Here is a 13,597-nt window from a genome sequence, read left to right as displayed (position 1 = left end):
ACCCGGTCACTCAGGGAGTGAGCACCAGCCGGCCCCGCAGCCCGCCCTCCGAGAGGCGCGCGTGCGCCTTGACGGCCTCGTCGAGCGCGTACGTCCCGGCCACCCGGGTCGTCAGCGCCCCCTCGTCGACGAGCTCCACCAGCCGGGCGAGCCGGGCCCCGTCGGCGGCCACCTCCACGGCGCCGGTCCGCACGCCGCGCACGGACGCCGGGTGGGCCCCCGGGATGACCCCCAGGAACGCGCCCCCGTCCCGCACCCACTCCAGCGCGTCCGCACCCAGGATCGCCGCGTCGAGCACCGCGTCGACACTCCCCGGGGCCACCGCGCCCGACACGAACCGGTCGGCCCCCAGCGACCGTACGAGCTCCTCGTCGTCCTCCCTGGCCAGCGCGGTCACGCTCACCCCGAGCCGGGCGGCGAGCTGCACGACGTAGCCGCCGACCGCCCCCGCGGCACCCGTGACCAGCAGGCTCTGCCCCGGCTCCAGGGCCAGCCGGTCCAGGGCCTGGGCCGCGGTCAGGGCGTTCAGCGGCAGAGTCGCCGCATGGGCCGCGTCGACCGTGCGCGGGGCCGCGGCCACGGCATCGGCGTCGACCACCACGTACTCGGCGTGCGTACCGAGGGACTTGGCGGTCCCGTAGGCCAGCGCCACCACCTCGTCACCCGCGTTCCACCCCGAGGCGCCCCCGGCCGCCTCCACCACGCCCGCCACGTCCCAGCCGAGACCCAGCCGCTCGCCCGCGCCCCCGAAGACACCGGCACGCGTCCCGGCGTCCACCGGATTGACCGCGGCCGCCGCCACCTTGATCCGCACCTGCCGGGCCCCCGGCTCCGGCACGGCGACCTCGACGATCTCCACCGCTTCCGGACCACCGAACTCCGTCACCACCGCAGCACGCATACCTGCTCACCCCATCCGTAGGCCGTTCGTTCCGGGTCTCTCACCCGCTGCAACAACCCTAGGAAGAGTTACTATCCATAAGTAAGTAGGCACCTGGAAGTGCGTATGTCACCCGGAGGTGAGCCATGGCGACCACGACGGCGGCCGAGCGGCGCCAACAGGCCCGTGTCGAGTACGACGCGTTCATCAAGAGCTGCCCCACCAACCAGCTCCTGGACCGCATCAGCGACAAGTGGGTCAGCCTGATCGTGAGCGCGCTCGCCGACGCCGGCGGGCCCATGCGCTACAGCGGCCTCGGCCGCAAGATCGCGGGCGTCAGCCCCAAGATGCTGACGCAGACCCTGCGTTCCCTGGAGCGCGACGGCATCGTCTCCCGCACGGTCACGCCGTCCGTGCCGGTCCGCGTCGACTACGAACTCACCCCGCTGGGCGCCAACTTGAGCTGCCTGCTCACCGCCGTCAAGGACTGGGCGGAGCACCACATCGAGGAGGTCGTCGAGGCCCGCGAACGCTACGACGGCTCGCCCGAGGGCTCCTGAAACTCCCCGGAACGCAGCCGCGCGACCTGCTCGGCGCTGAAGTCGACGGTGCGCCGCATGTGCCCGATGATGAGGGCGATCTCGTCGTCGCCGAGGCCCTCGAAGAGGCCGTACCAGCCGCCGCCCAGCCGCCGCCACATCCGGCCGAACTCGGCGATCTTCTCGGGCACGGTCGCGACCAGCACGCGCCGCCGGTCGACCACGTCGCGCTCCCGAACGACGTAGCCCGCCTTCTCCAGCCGGTCCACCAGCCGCGTGGCCGACCCCGTCGTCAGCCCCGTCATCGCGGCGATCCGCCCGGTGGTCACCGGCCCTTCCTCCAGACTGAGCAGGTTCACGCACTGCACGTCCGTCGGATGCAGCCCGACATGGTCGGCGAGGGCCTGGTTGAAGAGGGCGTACGAGGCCATGTACCGCCGCGACACGACCGCCAGTTCCCCCAGCAGCCGCTCCCGCGCTTCCCCAGCCATGCCGCCCCTTCCACCGCACCGAACCAAAATCGTACGACGCCACCCCCCGCCCCACCGGCGCCGACCAATGCGGCGAGGGCCCTGCCCCTCCACCTTCCTTCGCCCCGCCGCCCCTGCCCGTCCCGTACCCGGGGCTCCACCCCGGACCCCGCTCCTCGAACGCCGGAGGGGCCGAACCACTCGGACAGCCCGCCACCACGACGCACCCGCGGTCGGGATCCGGCGCGAGGGGCCGTGCCGGTAGTGCATCGCAGGCCCGTCGCCACCGACGCCCCCACCTCACCCGACGGCGACGGGCGGATGCACCGGCACGGCCCCGCCCCAGCCGCCGACGTGAACCGGGCCCTGCCAGAGTGACCCCCATGCTGATCGCCCGCTCCGCGCTCCTCTTCGCCCTCGCCGCACTCCTGGAGATCGGCGGCGCCTGGCTCGTCTGGCAAGGGGTACGCGAACACCGCGGCCGGCTCTGGATCGGCGCCGGCGTGATGGCCCTCGGCCTGTACGGCTTCGTCGCCACCCTCCAGCCGGAGGGCGAGTTCGGCCGCGTCCTCGCCGCGTACGGCGGAGTGTTCGTGGCCGGCTCCATCGCCTGGGGCGTGGTCGCGGACGGCTACCGCCCCGACCGCTGGGACATCACCGGCGCCCTGATCTGCCTGGCCGGAATGGCCGTGATCATGTACGCCCCCCGCGGCGGCAACTGACCCGCCCCCGGAACGCCCGGCCCACGGCGCCCCAGCACCCCGCCCTCGCCCGCACCCCCGCCGATCGACCGCCCCGGCACCCCCACCCCCGCCCACCTATCCTTGCCGGAGAACACCCCGGAGCCACCCGAGCCACCGCCAAGGAGCAGCCGTATGACCCCCGCCGCCGCGTCCCGTATCGCCGTCGTCACCGGTGCAAGCAGCGGAATCGGCGCCGCCACGGCCCGGCAGCTGGCGGCCGCGGGCTACCGCGTCGTCCTCACCGCCCGCCGCAAGGACCGCATCGAGGCGCTGGCGGAGGAGATCACCGCGGCGGGCGGCCAGGCCACCGCGTACGCCCTGGACGTCACGGACCGCACGGCGGTCGACGAGTTCGCGTCGGCGTTCAAGACGATCGGCGTCCTGGTCAACAACGCGGGCGGCGCGCTCGGCGCCGACCCGATCGCGACGGCCGACCCGTCCCAGTGGCGCCAGATGTACGAGACGAACGTCATCGGCACCCTGAACATCACCCAGGCCCTCCTCCCGGCGCTCACCGCGAGCGAGGACGGCACGGTCGTCGTCCTCTCCTCCACCGCGGGCCACGGCACGTACGAGGGCGGTGGCGGCTACGTCGCCGCCAAGCACGCCGAGCACGTCCTCGCGGAGACGCTGCGCCTGGAGATCGTCGGCACGCCCGTCCGGGTCATCGAGGTCGCCCCCGGCATGGTCAAGACCGACGAGTTCGCCCTGACCCGGTTCGGCGGCGACACCGAGAAGGCCGCGAAGGTCTACGCGGGCGTGGCCCAGCCGCTCAGCGCCGACGACGTCGCCGAGACGATCACGTGGGCCGTCACCCGCCCCAGCCACGTGAACATCGACCTCCTCGTCGTCCGCCCCCGAGCGCAGGCGTCCAACACGAAGGTCCACAGGGAACTGTGATGCCGGCCCCGGCGTCCCCCGAGGAGCGCCCCCGCGCGGACGAGGGCGAACAGGCCCGCCTGGCCCTGGAGAAGAAGCGCGAACGGTACGTCTGGTACTACCTCGCGTACTTCCTCTTCGGCATCCACATCGTGGCCTTCGTCATGATCTACGCGGTCCTCCACGCGAAGTGACCCACCGTCAGGGCCACCGGACACCGCTCCGGAGCACACCCCCCGGACACCTGACGCGAAGGGCCCGAGCCGTCAACGGCTCGGGCCCTTCGGGCAGTTCGACTCCGGAAGACCGACTCCCGGCGCCTCAGCCCTTCACACAGACGACCTGCTTGAGCTTCGCCACGACCTCCACCAGGTCGCGCTGCTGCTCGATGACCTGCTCGATCGGCTTGTAGGCGCCCGGGATCTCGTCCACGACGCCGGAGTCCTTGCGGCACTCCACGCCCCGCGTCTGGTCCTCCAGGTCCTTCGTCGAGAAGCGCCGCTTCGCGGCGTTCCGGCTCATGCGCCGACCCGCGCCGTGCGAGGCCGAGTTGAAGGACTTCTCGTTTCCGAGGCCCTTCACGATGTACGAACCGGTCCCCATCGAGCCCGGGATGATCCCGAACTCCCCGGCCCGCGCGCTGATGGCTCCCTTGCGGGTGACGAGCAGGTCCATGCCGTCGTAGCGCTCGACGTTCACGTAGTTGTGGTGGCAGGAGATCTCCGGCTCGAAGATCGGCTTCGCCTTCCTGAACTCCTTGCGGACCACGTCCTTCAGGAGCGCCATCATGAGCGTGCGGTTGTGCTTCGCGTACTCCTGGGCCCAGAAGAGGTCGTTGCGGTACGCCGCCATCTGGGGCGTGTCCGCGACGAAGACGGCGAGGTCCCGGTCGACCAGGCCCTGGTTGTGCGGGAGCTTCTGCGCGACACCGATGTGGTGCTCGGCCAGTTCCTTGCCGATGTTCCGGGAACCGGAGTGCAGCATGAGCCATACCGAATCGGACATATCAACGCAAACCTCTACGAAGTGATTCCCCCCGCCCAGCGTCCCCATCTGCTTGACAGCCCGGTCCTGGCGGAACTTCACCGCCTCCGCCACCCCGTCGAACCGCCCCCAGAAGCCGTCCCACCCGGCCGTGGCGAGCCCGTGGAAGCGGTCCGGGGTGACCGGGGAGTCATGCATCCCCCGGCCCACCGGGATGGCCTCCTCGATCTTCGACCGGAGTCGCGAGAGGTCGCCGGGGAGGTCGTTGGCCGTGAGCGAGGTCCTGACCGCGGACATCCCACAGCCGATGTCGACACCGACCGCGGCCGGGCACACCGCGTCGCGCATCGCGATGACGGAGCCGACCGTGGCGCCCTTGCCGTAGTGGACGTCCGGCATGACGGCGAGCCCCTCGATCCAGGGCAGGGTCGCCACGTTCTGGAGCTGCCGGAGCGCGACATCCTCGACGGACGCGGGATCGGCCCACATGCGGATGGGAACCTTCGCGCCCGGAACCTCTACGTACGACATTTCGCCCTCTACCCCCACGGAAAACAACAGAAGTCTTAAATCGCAAAACCGGCGCCTAGGTCGACGTATGGGACAACGGACCAGCGTCCACGGCCGTGCGTGCGATACACATTGTCTCCAGGTGCCGCCCTCGTGCGGCAACCGAATAACCACAGGACACCCGGGCCGAAGCGCCGTCGGGAACCGTCGAGAGGAGCCTGACCGTGCAGCGGAAGGCGTACGTATCAGGCGCCGCCGTGCTCCTCGCGGCATTGCTCGCGGGCTGCACGGGCGGTTCGGGCGAGGGGAGTTCGGCCCCGGACTCCAAGAGCGGCGACTCCGGCACGACGGCTCCGGCGGCCCAGCCGGGCAGGTACCGCACCCTTCCGCAGGCGTGCGCGGCGGCCGATCACGACACCCTCGACACCCTGCTGCCGGGCATCGCGGAGAGCTCCGACGAGAGGCAGCAGGAGCGGCTGTACGCGGGTGAGGCGACCGTCACGTTCAACACGGACCGGCGTGACGGCTGCAACTGGAAGGTGGAGTCGGCCTCCGCCACCGACCACCTCTTCATCGACTTCGAGCGTGTGGTCTCGTACGACAACGCGGTGAGCGACGACGACAAGGCCGAGGAGCTCTACACCACCCGGCAGACGGCGGCCGACCTTCCCGAGCCCGACGCGTCCGCCTCCGAGGACGGCGCGAGCCCGAGCCCGAGCGACAGTGCCGGCAGCGGCGCGCCGGCCGCCGAAGAGAGCGGCGACAGCGGCGGTGCCGACGACGCCTCCGGCGCTCCTTCCGCGCCCGCCGGCTCCGCCTCCCCCTCGCCCACGCCCGCCGCCCTCCAGCCGCGCGTCCTCGAGAATCTCGGCGAGCAGGCCTACCTCGACGACAGGCTGAGCACCGGCTCCTCGACGGCCCATCAGCGCACGGTGACTGTGGTGTTCCGCACGTCCAACGTGATCGTGACGATCGAATACGCCGAGCAGCCGGCCTCCTCCACGGACACCCCGGACAGCGAAGAACTGCAGGACAGGGCGCTGAAACTGGCGCGGCGGCTGGCCGACGAACTCAACGACTAGCGGCTCGGGCGCACCCGCGGGGGCCCCGGCGCAAACCCCCCGAACAGGAAACGCCCAGGCACCTCACCGCGTACCGTGGCCCCTCGGACCTGACCGGTCGCACGTTCCATGTGCGGCCGTCATCACGAGCGCCACGAGTGAAGGAACCATGCACCGACCAGTACAGCGAGTAGGCCGATCACCGCGACTCACCCGCATCCTCGTCAGCGCAGCCGCCGTCCCGGTGATGCTCGTCGCCGCAGGCTGTTCCTCGGACTCCGACTCCGGTGGCGACGCGCAGAAGAGCGCGAGCGCGGCCCCGGGCGCGACGGTCTCCGAGAGTGCCACCGCCGAAGCCGTCCAGCCCGCCGCCTACGCGGCGCTTCCCGAGCCGTGCTCGGTGCTGTCGAAGAAGACCCTGGGCGAACTCGTCCCGAAGGGTAGCAAGTCGGGCAAGGAAGGCGCGTCGGACGACACGGCTCAGCGTGGCAACTGCAACTGGAGCAGCCTCGACAACAACGGGGTGAAGGGTTCTCAGTTCCGCTGGCTGAACGTCGCGCTGCTGCGGTTCGACTCGGACGCGCGCGGCACGGGCGAGGAGCAGGCGCACGCGTACTTCGCGAAGCAGGTCACCGGCGCGCAGTCGGTGACCGACGCGAAGGCCGTCAAGTCGGAGCCGGTCGCCGGAACGGGCGACGAGGCGACGGCCGTGCGGTACGACCTGAAGAAGAAGGAAGGCTCCTTCAAGCAGCAGACGATCGTGGCGCGCGTCGAGAACGTGGTCGTCACCCTCGACTACAACGGTGCCGGTCTCGCGGGCGAGAAGACCCCGGCCGCCGCCGATCTGCTGAAGGCCGCCGAGAAGGCCACGAAGGAGGCGGTCGCCTCGGTGGCCGCCGCGAACGGGGGCGGCGGCGCGGCGAGCGCGCCCTCCTCGGAATCGCCGTCGGCGTCCGCGTCGAAGAAGCCGTCCGCCTCGAAGGCGCCGTCGGCCTCGGCGTCCAAGGGCAGCGCCAAGAGCGGCTCCGGGAGCGCTTCGCCGTCGAAGTCGGCGACGAAGAAGGACTGACCCCCGCCCCGGCCTGGTCCGGGGCTCGACTCAGCACGCCGACAGGACAATTGTGGGCGCCCGGTCCGCTCGGGGGACCGGGCTCCTGCCATACCGCGCATCCGTACGCCACACACATGTGCCACTCTGTTGCGCGCAACAACACGCAAGCGGAGGGGAGTGCAGGTGGCCGGGCCCATACAGCTGACACGGATGCACAAGATTCTCATCGGCGTGGTCGTCGCCGGTGCGGTCGTCATCGCCGGGATCGGCTTCGCCGGTTCGTACGCGGCAGTCCGTGAGCTGGCGATCCAGAAGGGGTTCGGGAACTTCAGCTACGTCTTCCCGATCGGCATCGACGCGGGTATCTGCGTCCTGCTCGCTCTGGACCTGCTGCTCACCTGGATCCGCATCCCGTTCCCCCTGCTGCGCCAGACCGCCTGGGTGCTGACGATGGCGACGATCGCCTTCAACGGCGCGGCGGCCTGGCCGGACCCGCTGGGCGTGGGCATGCACGCCGTGATCCCGATCCTGTTCGTGGTCTCGGTCGAGGCGGCCCGGCACGCGATCGGCCGCATAGCCGACATCACGGCCGACAAGCACATGGAGGGGGTCCGCCTCACCCGCTGGCTGCTCTCCCCGGTCCCGACGTTCCTGCTGTGGCGCCGCATGAAGCTGTGGGAGCTGCGCTCCTACGAGCAGGTCATCAAGCTGGAGCAGGACCGCCTGATCTACCAGGCCCGTCTCCAGTCCCGCTTCGGCCGCTCCTGGCGCCGCAAGGCCCCGGTGGAGTCCCTGATGCCACTGCGCCTGGCCCGCTACGGCGTCCCCCTGTCCGAGACGGCCCCCTCGGGTCTGGCGGCGGCCGGCATCGAGCCCGCGCTGCTGCCGCCGGCACCCGCACCGGCGCAGGCGTCCGCCCCTGCCGCCGCCGCTCCCGTCGCCCCCGCGGCGCCCGGGCCCCTGGTGCTGGAGCCGACCGGATCCCCGGCGCGCCCGCTGCCGCCCGAGCCCGTCCAGCAGGGCCCACAGGGCCAGCAGGGCCAGCAGGACGGTCAGTACGCGGGCCAAGGCCGGTACCAGGGTCAGGGCCAGTACCAGGAGCCGTACCAGGGCCAGGCCGAGGTGCCGAACGCGAACCCCTGGTTCGCCACCCCCGCCGACCCTCAGGAGATCCCGTACGACGGCGGCTACGACCCGACGTACGCGCCGGAGGAGCAGTACCAGCAGTGGTTCGCCGAGCAGCAGGCGCAGGCGTACGAGCCCGGCCCCGAGGAGACGGGCACGTTCCCGATCCCGGCGGGTCCCGGCCGTACGCGCCAGCTGGGTGAGGGCGGCGGTCCCGAGCCGCTGAACATCCCGTCCCAGCGGGAGGAGCAGTCGCCGCTGGACGACGAGAAGTCCCGCGAGGAGAGCTTCTACCAGGTGTTCCGTCAGTCGATAATGCCCGGCCAGGGTCTGCCGACGAAGGGTGAGTTCGGCGGCAACGTCGAGGCCACGTTCGGTGTGACACTCACGGACGGCGAGCTGCGGCGCTACATGAACCGTTTCCAGAACCGTTTCAACGCGGAGCTGGAGGAGAACCACATCGCGTAGGCGGTGGGCGGGTGCCGGGCCGTCATGGGCCCGGCGCGTGGGCCCGGACGCGGATGCGGAAGACGAGGAAGACGAGAAGGGGGCCCGGTGATCACCGGGCCCCCTTCCTCGTATCCGCGTCCGGAGCCGCTACGCGCTGAGCAGCTTGCGCACCCGGTCCTGTCCGACGGCGAGCAGCAGCGTGGGCAGGCGCGGCCCGGTGTCGCGGCCGACGAGCAGGTGGTAGAGCAGCGCGAAGAAGGTGCGCTGGGCGACCTTGATCTCGGCCGGGAGTTCCTTGGCGGTGGCGTCGGCGGGGAAGCCGGCCTGGACCTTGGGAACGCCGTAGACGAGGTGGGTGAGGCCGTCCAGGGACCAGTTGGCCTCCAGTCCGTCGGCGAGCAGGCGCAGCGACTCGCGGCCCTGGTCGTCGAGGGACTTCAGCAGGTCGACGTCGGGCTCGTCGCGCACGACGGTGCGCTCCTCGGCCGGCACCTGGGTGTTGATCCAGGTCTCGGCCTTGTCGAGCCGGGGCCGGACCTCGTCCAGGGAGGTGAGCGGGTTCTCCGGGTCGAGCTCGCTCAGGATCCGCAGGGTCTGGTCCTCGGCGCCGGCGGTGATGTCGGCGACGGAGGCGAGGGTGCGGTACGCCATCGGGCGGGGGGTCGGAGGCAGCTCCCCGGCGGCGGTGCCCACGGCACGGCTGTACGCGGCGGCGTCGGCCGGGAGGACCGAGCCGTCGGCGACCTTGCCGGCGAGCTTGTCCCACTCGTCGTAGAGCCGCTGGATCTCCTGGTCGAAGGCGATCTTGAAGGACTGGTTGGGGCGGCGGCGGGCGTACAGCCAGCGCAGCAGCTGGGGCTCCATGATCTGGAGCGCGTCGGACGCGGTGGGGACCCCGCCCTTGCTGCTGGACATCTTCGCCATGCCGGAGATGCCGACGAAGGCGTACATGGGTCCGATGGGCTGCTTGCCGCCGAAGATCCCGACGATCTGCCCGCCGACCTGGAAGGAGGAGCCCGGGGAGGAGTGGTCGACGCCGCTCGGCTCGAAGATCACGCCTTCGTAGGCCCAGCGCATGGGCCAGTCGACCTTCCAGACGAGCTTGCCGCGGTTGAACTCGCTGAGCAGGACCGTCTCGGAGAAGTCGCAGGCGGTGCAGGTGTAGGTCAGCTCGGTCGTCGTGTCGTCGTAGGACGTGACGGTGGTGAGGTCCTTGCCGCACTGCCCGCAGTAGGGCTTGTACGGGTAGTACCCGGAGGTGGAGCTGCCGTCGTCCTCGGCGGCGGCGCCCGAACCCTCGGCGGCTTCCAGCTCGGCCTCGTCGACGGGCTTCTGGCCCTGCTGCTTCTTGGCGGGGGCCTTCTTGGTGCGGTACTGCTCCAGGATCGCGTCGATGTCGCCGCGGTGCTTCATCGCGAACAGGACCTGCTCGCGGTAGGCGCCGGAGGTGTACTGCTCCGTCTGGCTGATCGGGTCGTACTCGACGCCGAGTTCGGCGAGCGCCTCGGTCATCGCGGCCTTGAAGTGCTCGGCCCAGTTCGCGTACGCCGAGCCCGCGGGGGCCGGGACGGCGGTCAGCGGCTTGCCGATGTGCTCGGCCCACGACTCGTCGATGCCCGCGATGCCCGCCGGAACCTTGCGGTAGCGGTCGTAGTCGTCCCAGGAGATGAGGTGGCGCACGGTGTGCCCGCGGCGGCGGATCTCGTCGGCGACGAGGTGCGGGGTCATGACCTCGCGGAGGTTGCCGAGGTGGATCGGGCCGGACGGGGAGAGGCCGGACGCGACGACGACCGGTTTGCCCGGGGCCCGGCGCTCCGACTCCTCGATGACCTCGTCCGCGAAACGGGAGACCCAGTCGGTGGTCTCGGTGCTCTGAGCCACGATCGGCACGTCCTTCTTTCTCATACGCCAGTACGGCCTGACCCGACCATTCTCCCAGCTAGGACCTCAACCGCGAAAACGGCTTTTCACCACGTGGGATACTGGCTTTCCTTGTACTCAGATTCTTTGTATTCAGAGTCTCCGGAACCCGAGCAGAAACGGCAGCCACTCCATGGCCTCGGTCACGTCCATCACCGCTTCCGTCCATCAGCGCCTCGCGGACGCCCTCTCGGCAGCTCTGCCGGAGGCCGGTGCCGCGGACCCGCTGCTGCGCCGAAGCGACCGGGCCGACTTCCAGGCCAACGGGATCCTGGCCCTCGCCAAGAAGGCGAAGGCGAATCCGCGCGAGCTGGCGGCACAGGTCGTGGCGGGGGTCGTGGCGGGTGACGTGATCAAGGACATCGAGGTCTCCGGGCCCGGCTTCCTGAACCTCACCGTCACCGACCGGGCGATCACGATGAACCTGGCGGAGCGGTACGCGGACGGTGAGCGCCTCGGGGTGCCCCTCGCGGAGCACCCGGGCACGACGGTGATCGACTACGCGCAGCCGAACGTGGCGAAGGAGATGCACGTCGGGCATCTGCGGTCCGCGGTGATCGGTGACGCGGTGACGCAGATCCTGGAGTTCACCGGTGAGTCCGTCGTGCGGCGGCACCACATCGGCGACTGGGGCACCCAGTTCGGCATGCTCATCCAGTATCTGATCGAGCACCCCCACGAGTTGGACCACAAGGGCGGCGAGGTCTCCGGCGAGGAGGCCATGTCGAACCTGAACCGCCTGTACAAGGCGGCTCGTTCGCTCTTCGACTCCGACGAGGAGTTCAAGACGCGGGCGCGGCGCCGGGTGGTGGACCTCCAGGCGGGCGAGCCCGAGACGCTGGCCATGTGGCAGAAGTTCGTGGACGAGTCGAAGATCTACTTCTACTCGGTCTTCGACAAGCTGGACATGGAGATCGTCGACGCGGACGTGGTGGGCGAGTCCGGTTACAACGACATGCTGGACGAGACGTGCCGCCTCCTGGAGGAGTCGGGCGTGGCGGTCCGCTCGGACGGCGCGCTGTGCGTGTTCTTCGACGACGTGAAGGGCCCGGACGGCAATCCGGTGCCGTTGATCGTGAAGAAGTCGGACGGTGGTTACGGCTACGCGGCGACCGACCTGTCCGCGATCCGCGACCGTGTCGTCAACCTGAAGGCCGACAGCCTGATCTACGTCGTGGACGCCCGGCAGTCCCTGCACTTCAAGATGGTCTTCGAGACCGCGCGCAGGGCCGGCTGGCTGAACGACGACGTGAAGGCGCACCAGTTGGCCTTCGGCACGGTGCTGGGCAAGGACGGCAAGCCGTTCAAGACCCGTGAGGGCGAGACGGTCCGGCTGGTGGACCTGCTGGACGAGGCGATCGACCGGGCGACGGCCGTGGTGCGGGAGAAGGCCGAGAAGGTGGGCCTGAGCGAGCCGGAGATCGAGGAGAACGGCCGGTACGTCGGCATCGGCGCCGTGAAGTACGCGGACCTCTCCACGTCCGCCGTGCGGGACTACAAGTTCGACCTGGACCAGATGGTCTCGCTGAACGGCGACACGTCCGTGTACCTCCAGTACGCGTACGCCCGTATCCGGTCGATCTTCGGAAAGGCGGGCGATCGTACGCCGGTCGCCCACCCGGAGCTCGAACTGGCCCCGGCGGAGCGGGCGCTGGGCCTGCACCTGGACCGGTTCGGCGAGACGCTGGAGGAGGTCGCGGCCGAGTACGCCCCGCACAAGCTGGCGGCGTACCTGTACCAACTGGCCTCGCTCTACACGACGTTCTACGACCAGTGCCCGGTCATCAAGCCGGCCCCGGCGCAGGAGGTCGCGGAGAACCGCCTCTTCCTGTGCGACCTGACGGCCCGCACGCTCCACCGGGGCATGTCCCTGCTGGGCATCAGGACGCCCGAGCGGCTCTGACCGCCCGTGCCCGGGTACTCCGGGCCGGAGTGACGCGGGGGCGGCCCCGGCGGGACGGTGGACATCACCGTTCCGCCGGGGCCGCCCGTCTGTCAGGCGTAGGAAGGGATCGTGCCGTGCAGCGCGGCTGCGCCGCCGTCGCCCCGAACCCGCCCGGCCCCCGGTCCCGCTGTCAGTGGCGGCCCCTACAGTCACCGGCATGGCGACACTTCCCAATGCGCTGCCGCGGCTGACGGCAGATCCGAGCGGGCGCGCGCTCGGACTGGACCTCCCGCCCGGGAGACTGATCGACGCGACAGACGACGGCCCGTGGCACGAGCCGCTGCTGTGGCACGCCGAGGACACGGCGGCACCCGGGGCCTGGTCGGCGCTGGCCGGCCCCGCGCGGGCGTCCGGTCTGCTCCCGGTGGTCGTCGACGCGGGCGGCGCGCGGAACGGCCCGGGGGACTGGGAGTTGATGCCCGACGAGATGTCGTACCCCGGTGACCACGACGCCGACGACGTGCTGGCCGAGTACTGGGAGGAGTACGTGGCCGACGAGCTCGACTCGGACCAGGACTACCCGGGCAGGGCGCGGGTCGTCGAGGTCTTCGGGGAGCAGCCGGGCCTCGACGAGACGATCGCGCCGTACGGGCCGGTGTGGCCCGGCCTGGCCGCCGCCCCCGTGCCGGAGGCGGACCCGGACGCCCGCGCAGCGGAGATCGCGGAGCACCTGGCGGGCCCCGGCTCCTGGCTGAAGCGGCCCCGGCTGGCCCTGGTTCCGGCGCGCCGCAGCGCCGACATCCCCGCGGCCCTCGGCTGGACCGGCCCCATGAACCACGAGAACGACGTGGCGCGCCTGTGCGCCGTCCTCCGCTCATGGGAGGACCGCTTCGGCATACGCGTGGTGGCCCTCACCTTCGACCAGCTGGTGCTGTCCGTGGCGGCCCCGCCGACCACCCTCGCGGAGGCCGAGGCGGTCGCCGCGGAGCACTTCGCCTTCTGCCCGGACAACATCACCCAGGGCCACCACACGACCCTGAAGGCGTACGCCGAGCAGGAGGTGCTGGACGAGGAGGTGTGGTCCTTCTGGTGGGACTGAG

General features: G+C 70.9%; 13 protein-coding genes. 9 read left to right on the top strand and 4 right to left on the bottom strand.

What is annotated here, in order from left to right; genetic code table 11:
- Positions 1-10: 10 nt before the first annotated feature.
- Complete coding sequence (locus ACFYW7_RS30085; RefSeq protein WP_389508078.1) at positions 11-901, bottom strand: NADP-dependent oxidoreductase; 891 nt, start codon at positions 899-901, stop codon at positions 11-13.
- 125 nt (positions 902-1,026) lie between these two features.
- Between ACFYW7_RS30085 and ACFYW7_RS30080 the strand changes: the two genes are divergently transcribed.
- Entirely contained in the window at positions 1,027-1,440 is a 414-nt protein-coding gene (locus ACFYW7_RS30080) for a winged helix-turn-helix transcriptional regulator (RefSeq protein WP_389508076.1), read from the top strand.
- On the opposite strand, the gene ACFYW7_RS30075 is transcribed toward ACFYW7_RS30080, so the two are convergent.
- On the bottom strand, positions 1,413-1,910 hold the full coding sequence (locus ACFYW7_RS30075) for a MarR family winged helix-turn-helix transcriptional regulator (RefSeq protein WP_389508074.1): 498 nt from the start codon (positions 1,908-1,910) through the stop codon (positions 1,413-1,415). The two genes, ACFYW7_RS30080 and ACFYW7_RS30075, sit on opposite strands and share 28 nt — an antisense overlap.
- A 362-nt stretch (positions 1,911-2,272) precedes the next feature.
- Between ACFYW7_RS30075 and ACFYW7_RS30070 the strand changes: the two genes are divergently transcribed.
- From ACFYW7_RS30070 to ACFYW7_RS30060, 3 genes are all read left to right on the top strand, one after another.
- On the top strand, positions 2,273-2,611 hold the full coding sequence (locus tag ACFYW7_RS30070; protein ID WP_389508071.1) for a YnfA family protein: 339 nt from the start codon (positions 2,273-2,275) through the stop codon (positions 2,609-2,611).
- A 153-nt stretch (positions 2,612-2,764) separates the two neighbouring features.
- Positions 2,765-3,532, top strand: coding sequence for an SDR family NAD(P)-dependent oxidoreductase (locus ACFYW7_RS30065; RefSeq protein WP_389508068.1), 768 nt, complete (start codon positions 2,765-2,767; stop codon positions 3,530-3,532).
- Positions 3,532-3,705 carry a hypothetical protein gene (locus ACFYW7_RS30060; protein ID WP_389508066.1) on the top strand — a complete coding sequence of 58 codons (174 nt, stop codon included), beginning with the start codon at positions 3,532-3,534 and terminating at the stop codon, positions 3,703-3,705. The genes ACFYW7_RS30065 and ACFYW7_RS30060 overlap by 1 nt, the downstream gene beginning before the upstream one ends.
- A 127-nt stretch (positions 3,706-3,832) precedes the next feature.
- Here the strand turns inward: ACFYW7_RS30060 and ACFYW7_RS30055 are convergent, their stop codons facing one another.
- The gene (locus ACFYW7_RS30055) at positions 3,833-5,026 is read right to left on the bottom strand and encodes an RtcB family protein (protein ID WP_389508064.1); all 1,194 of its coding nucleotides are present in this window, start codon (positions 5,024-5,026) and stop codon (positions 3,833-3,835) included.
- Positions 5,027-5,229: 203 nt separating this feature from the next.
- On the opposite strand from ACFYW7_RS30055, the gene ACFYW7_RS30050 reads away from it, so the two are divergent.
- The 3 genes from ACFYW7_RS30050 (at position 5,230) to ACFYW7_RS30040 (ending at position 8,710) form a co-directional block, all read left to right on the top strand.
- Positions 5,230-6,087 (top strand): DUF3558 domain-containing protein, encoded by an 858-nt coding sequence (locus ACFYW7_RS30050; RefSeq protein ID WP_389508062.1) that lies wholly within the window; start codon positions 5,230-5,232, stop codon positions 6,085-6,087.
- A gap of 148 nt (positions 6,088-6,235) precedes the next feature.
- Complete coding sequence (locus ACFYW7_RS30045; RefSeq protein ID WP_389508060.1) at positions 6,236-7,135, top strand: DUF3558 family protein; 900 nt, start codon at positions 6,236-6,238, stop codon at positions 7,133-7,135.
- A 165-nt stretch (positions 7,136-7,300) separates the two neighbouring features.
- On the top strand, positions 7,301-8,710 hold the full coding sequence (locus tag ACFYW7_RS30040; RefSeq protein WP_389508058.1) for a DUF2637 domain-containing protein: 1,410 nt from the start codon (positions 7,301-7,303) through the stop codon (positions 8,708-8,710).
- 129 nt (positions 8,711-8,839) lie between these two features.
- Here the strand turns inward: ACFYW7_RS30040 and lysS are convergent, their stop codons facing one another.
- Positions 8,840-10,582, bottom strand: coding sequence for a lysine--tRNA ligase (gene lysS / locus ACFYW7_RS30035; RefSeq protein ID WP_389508056.1), 1,743 nt, complete (start codon positions 10,580-10,582; stop codon positions 8,840-8,842).
- Positions 10,583-10,745: 163 nt separating this feature from the next.
- Here lysS and argS point away from each other — a divergent pair, with 163 nt between their 5' ends.
- Both argS and ACFYW7_RS30025 read left to right on the top strand, forming a co-directional pair.
- On the top strand, positions 10,746-12,515 hold the full coding sequence (argS, locus tag ACFYW7_RS30030; RefSeq protein ID WP_389508054.1) for an arginine--tRNA ligase: 1,770 nt from the start codon (positions 10,746-10,748) through the stop codon (positions 12,513-12,515).
- A gap of 199 nt (positions 12,516-12,714) precedes the next feature.
- Positions 12,715-13,596 carry a DUF4253 domain-containing protein gene (locus tag ACFYW7_RS30025; RefSeq protein WP_389508052.1) on the top strand — a complete coding sequence of 294 codons (882 nt, stop codon included), beginning with the start codon at positions 12,715-12,717 and terminating at the stop codon, positions 13,594-13,596.
- Position 13,597: the final 1 nt, after the last annotated feature.

The sequence above is a fragment of the Streptomyces sp. NPDC002580 genome (assembly GCF_042889485.1).
Taxonomy (GTDB): Bacteria; Actinomycetota; Actinomycetes; order Streptomycetales; family Streptomycetaceae; genus Streptomyces.
Note: the sequence above shows the minus strand (reverse complement) of the source record. Positions and strands in the feature narration are given on the sequence as shown.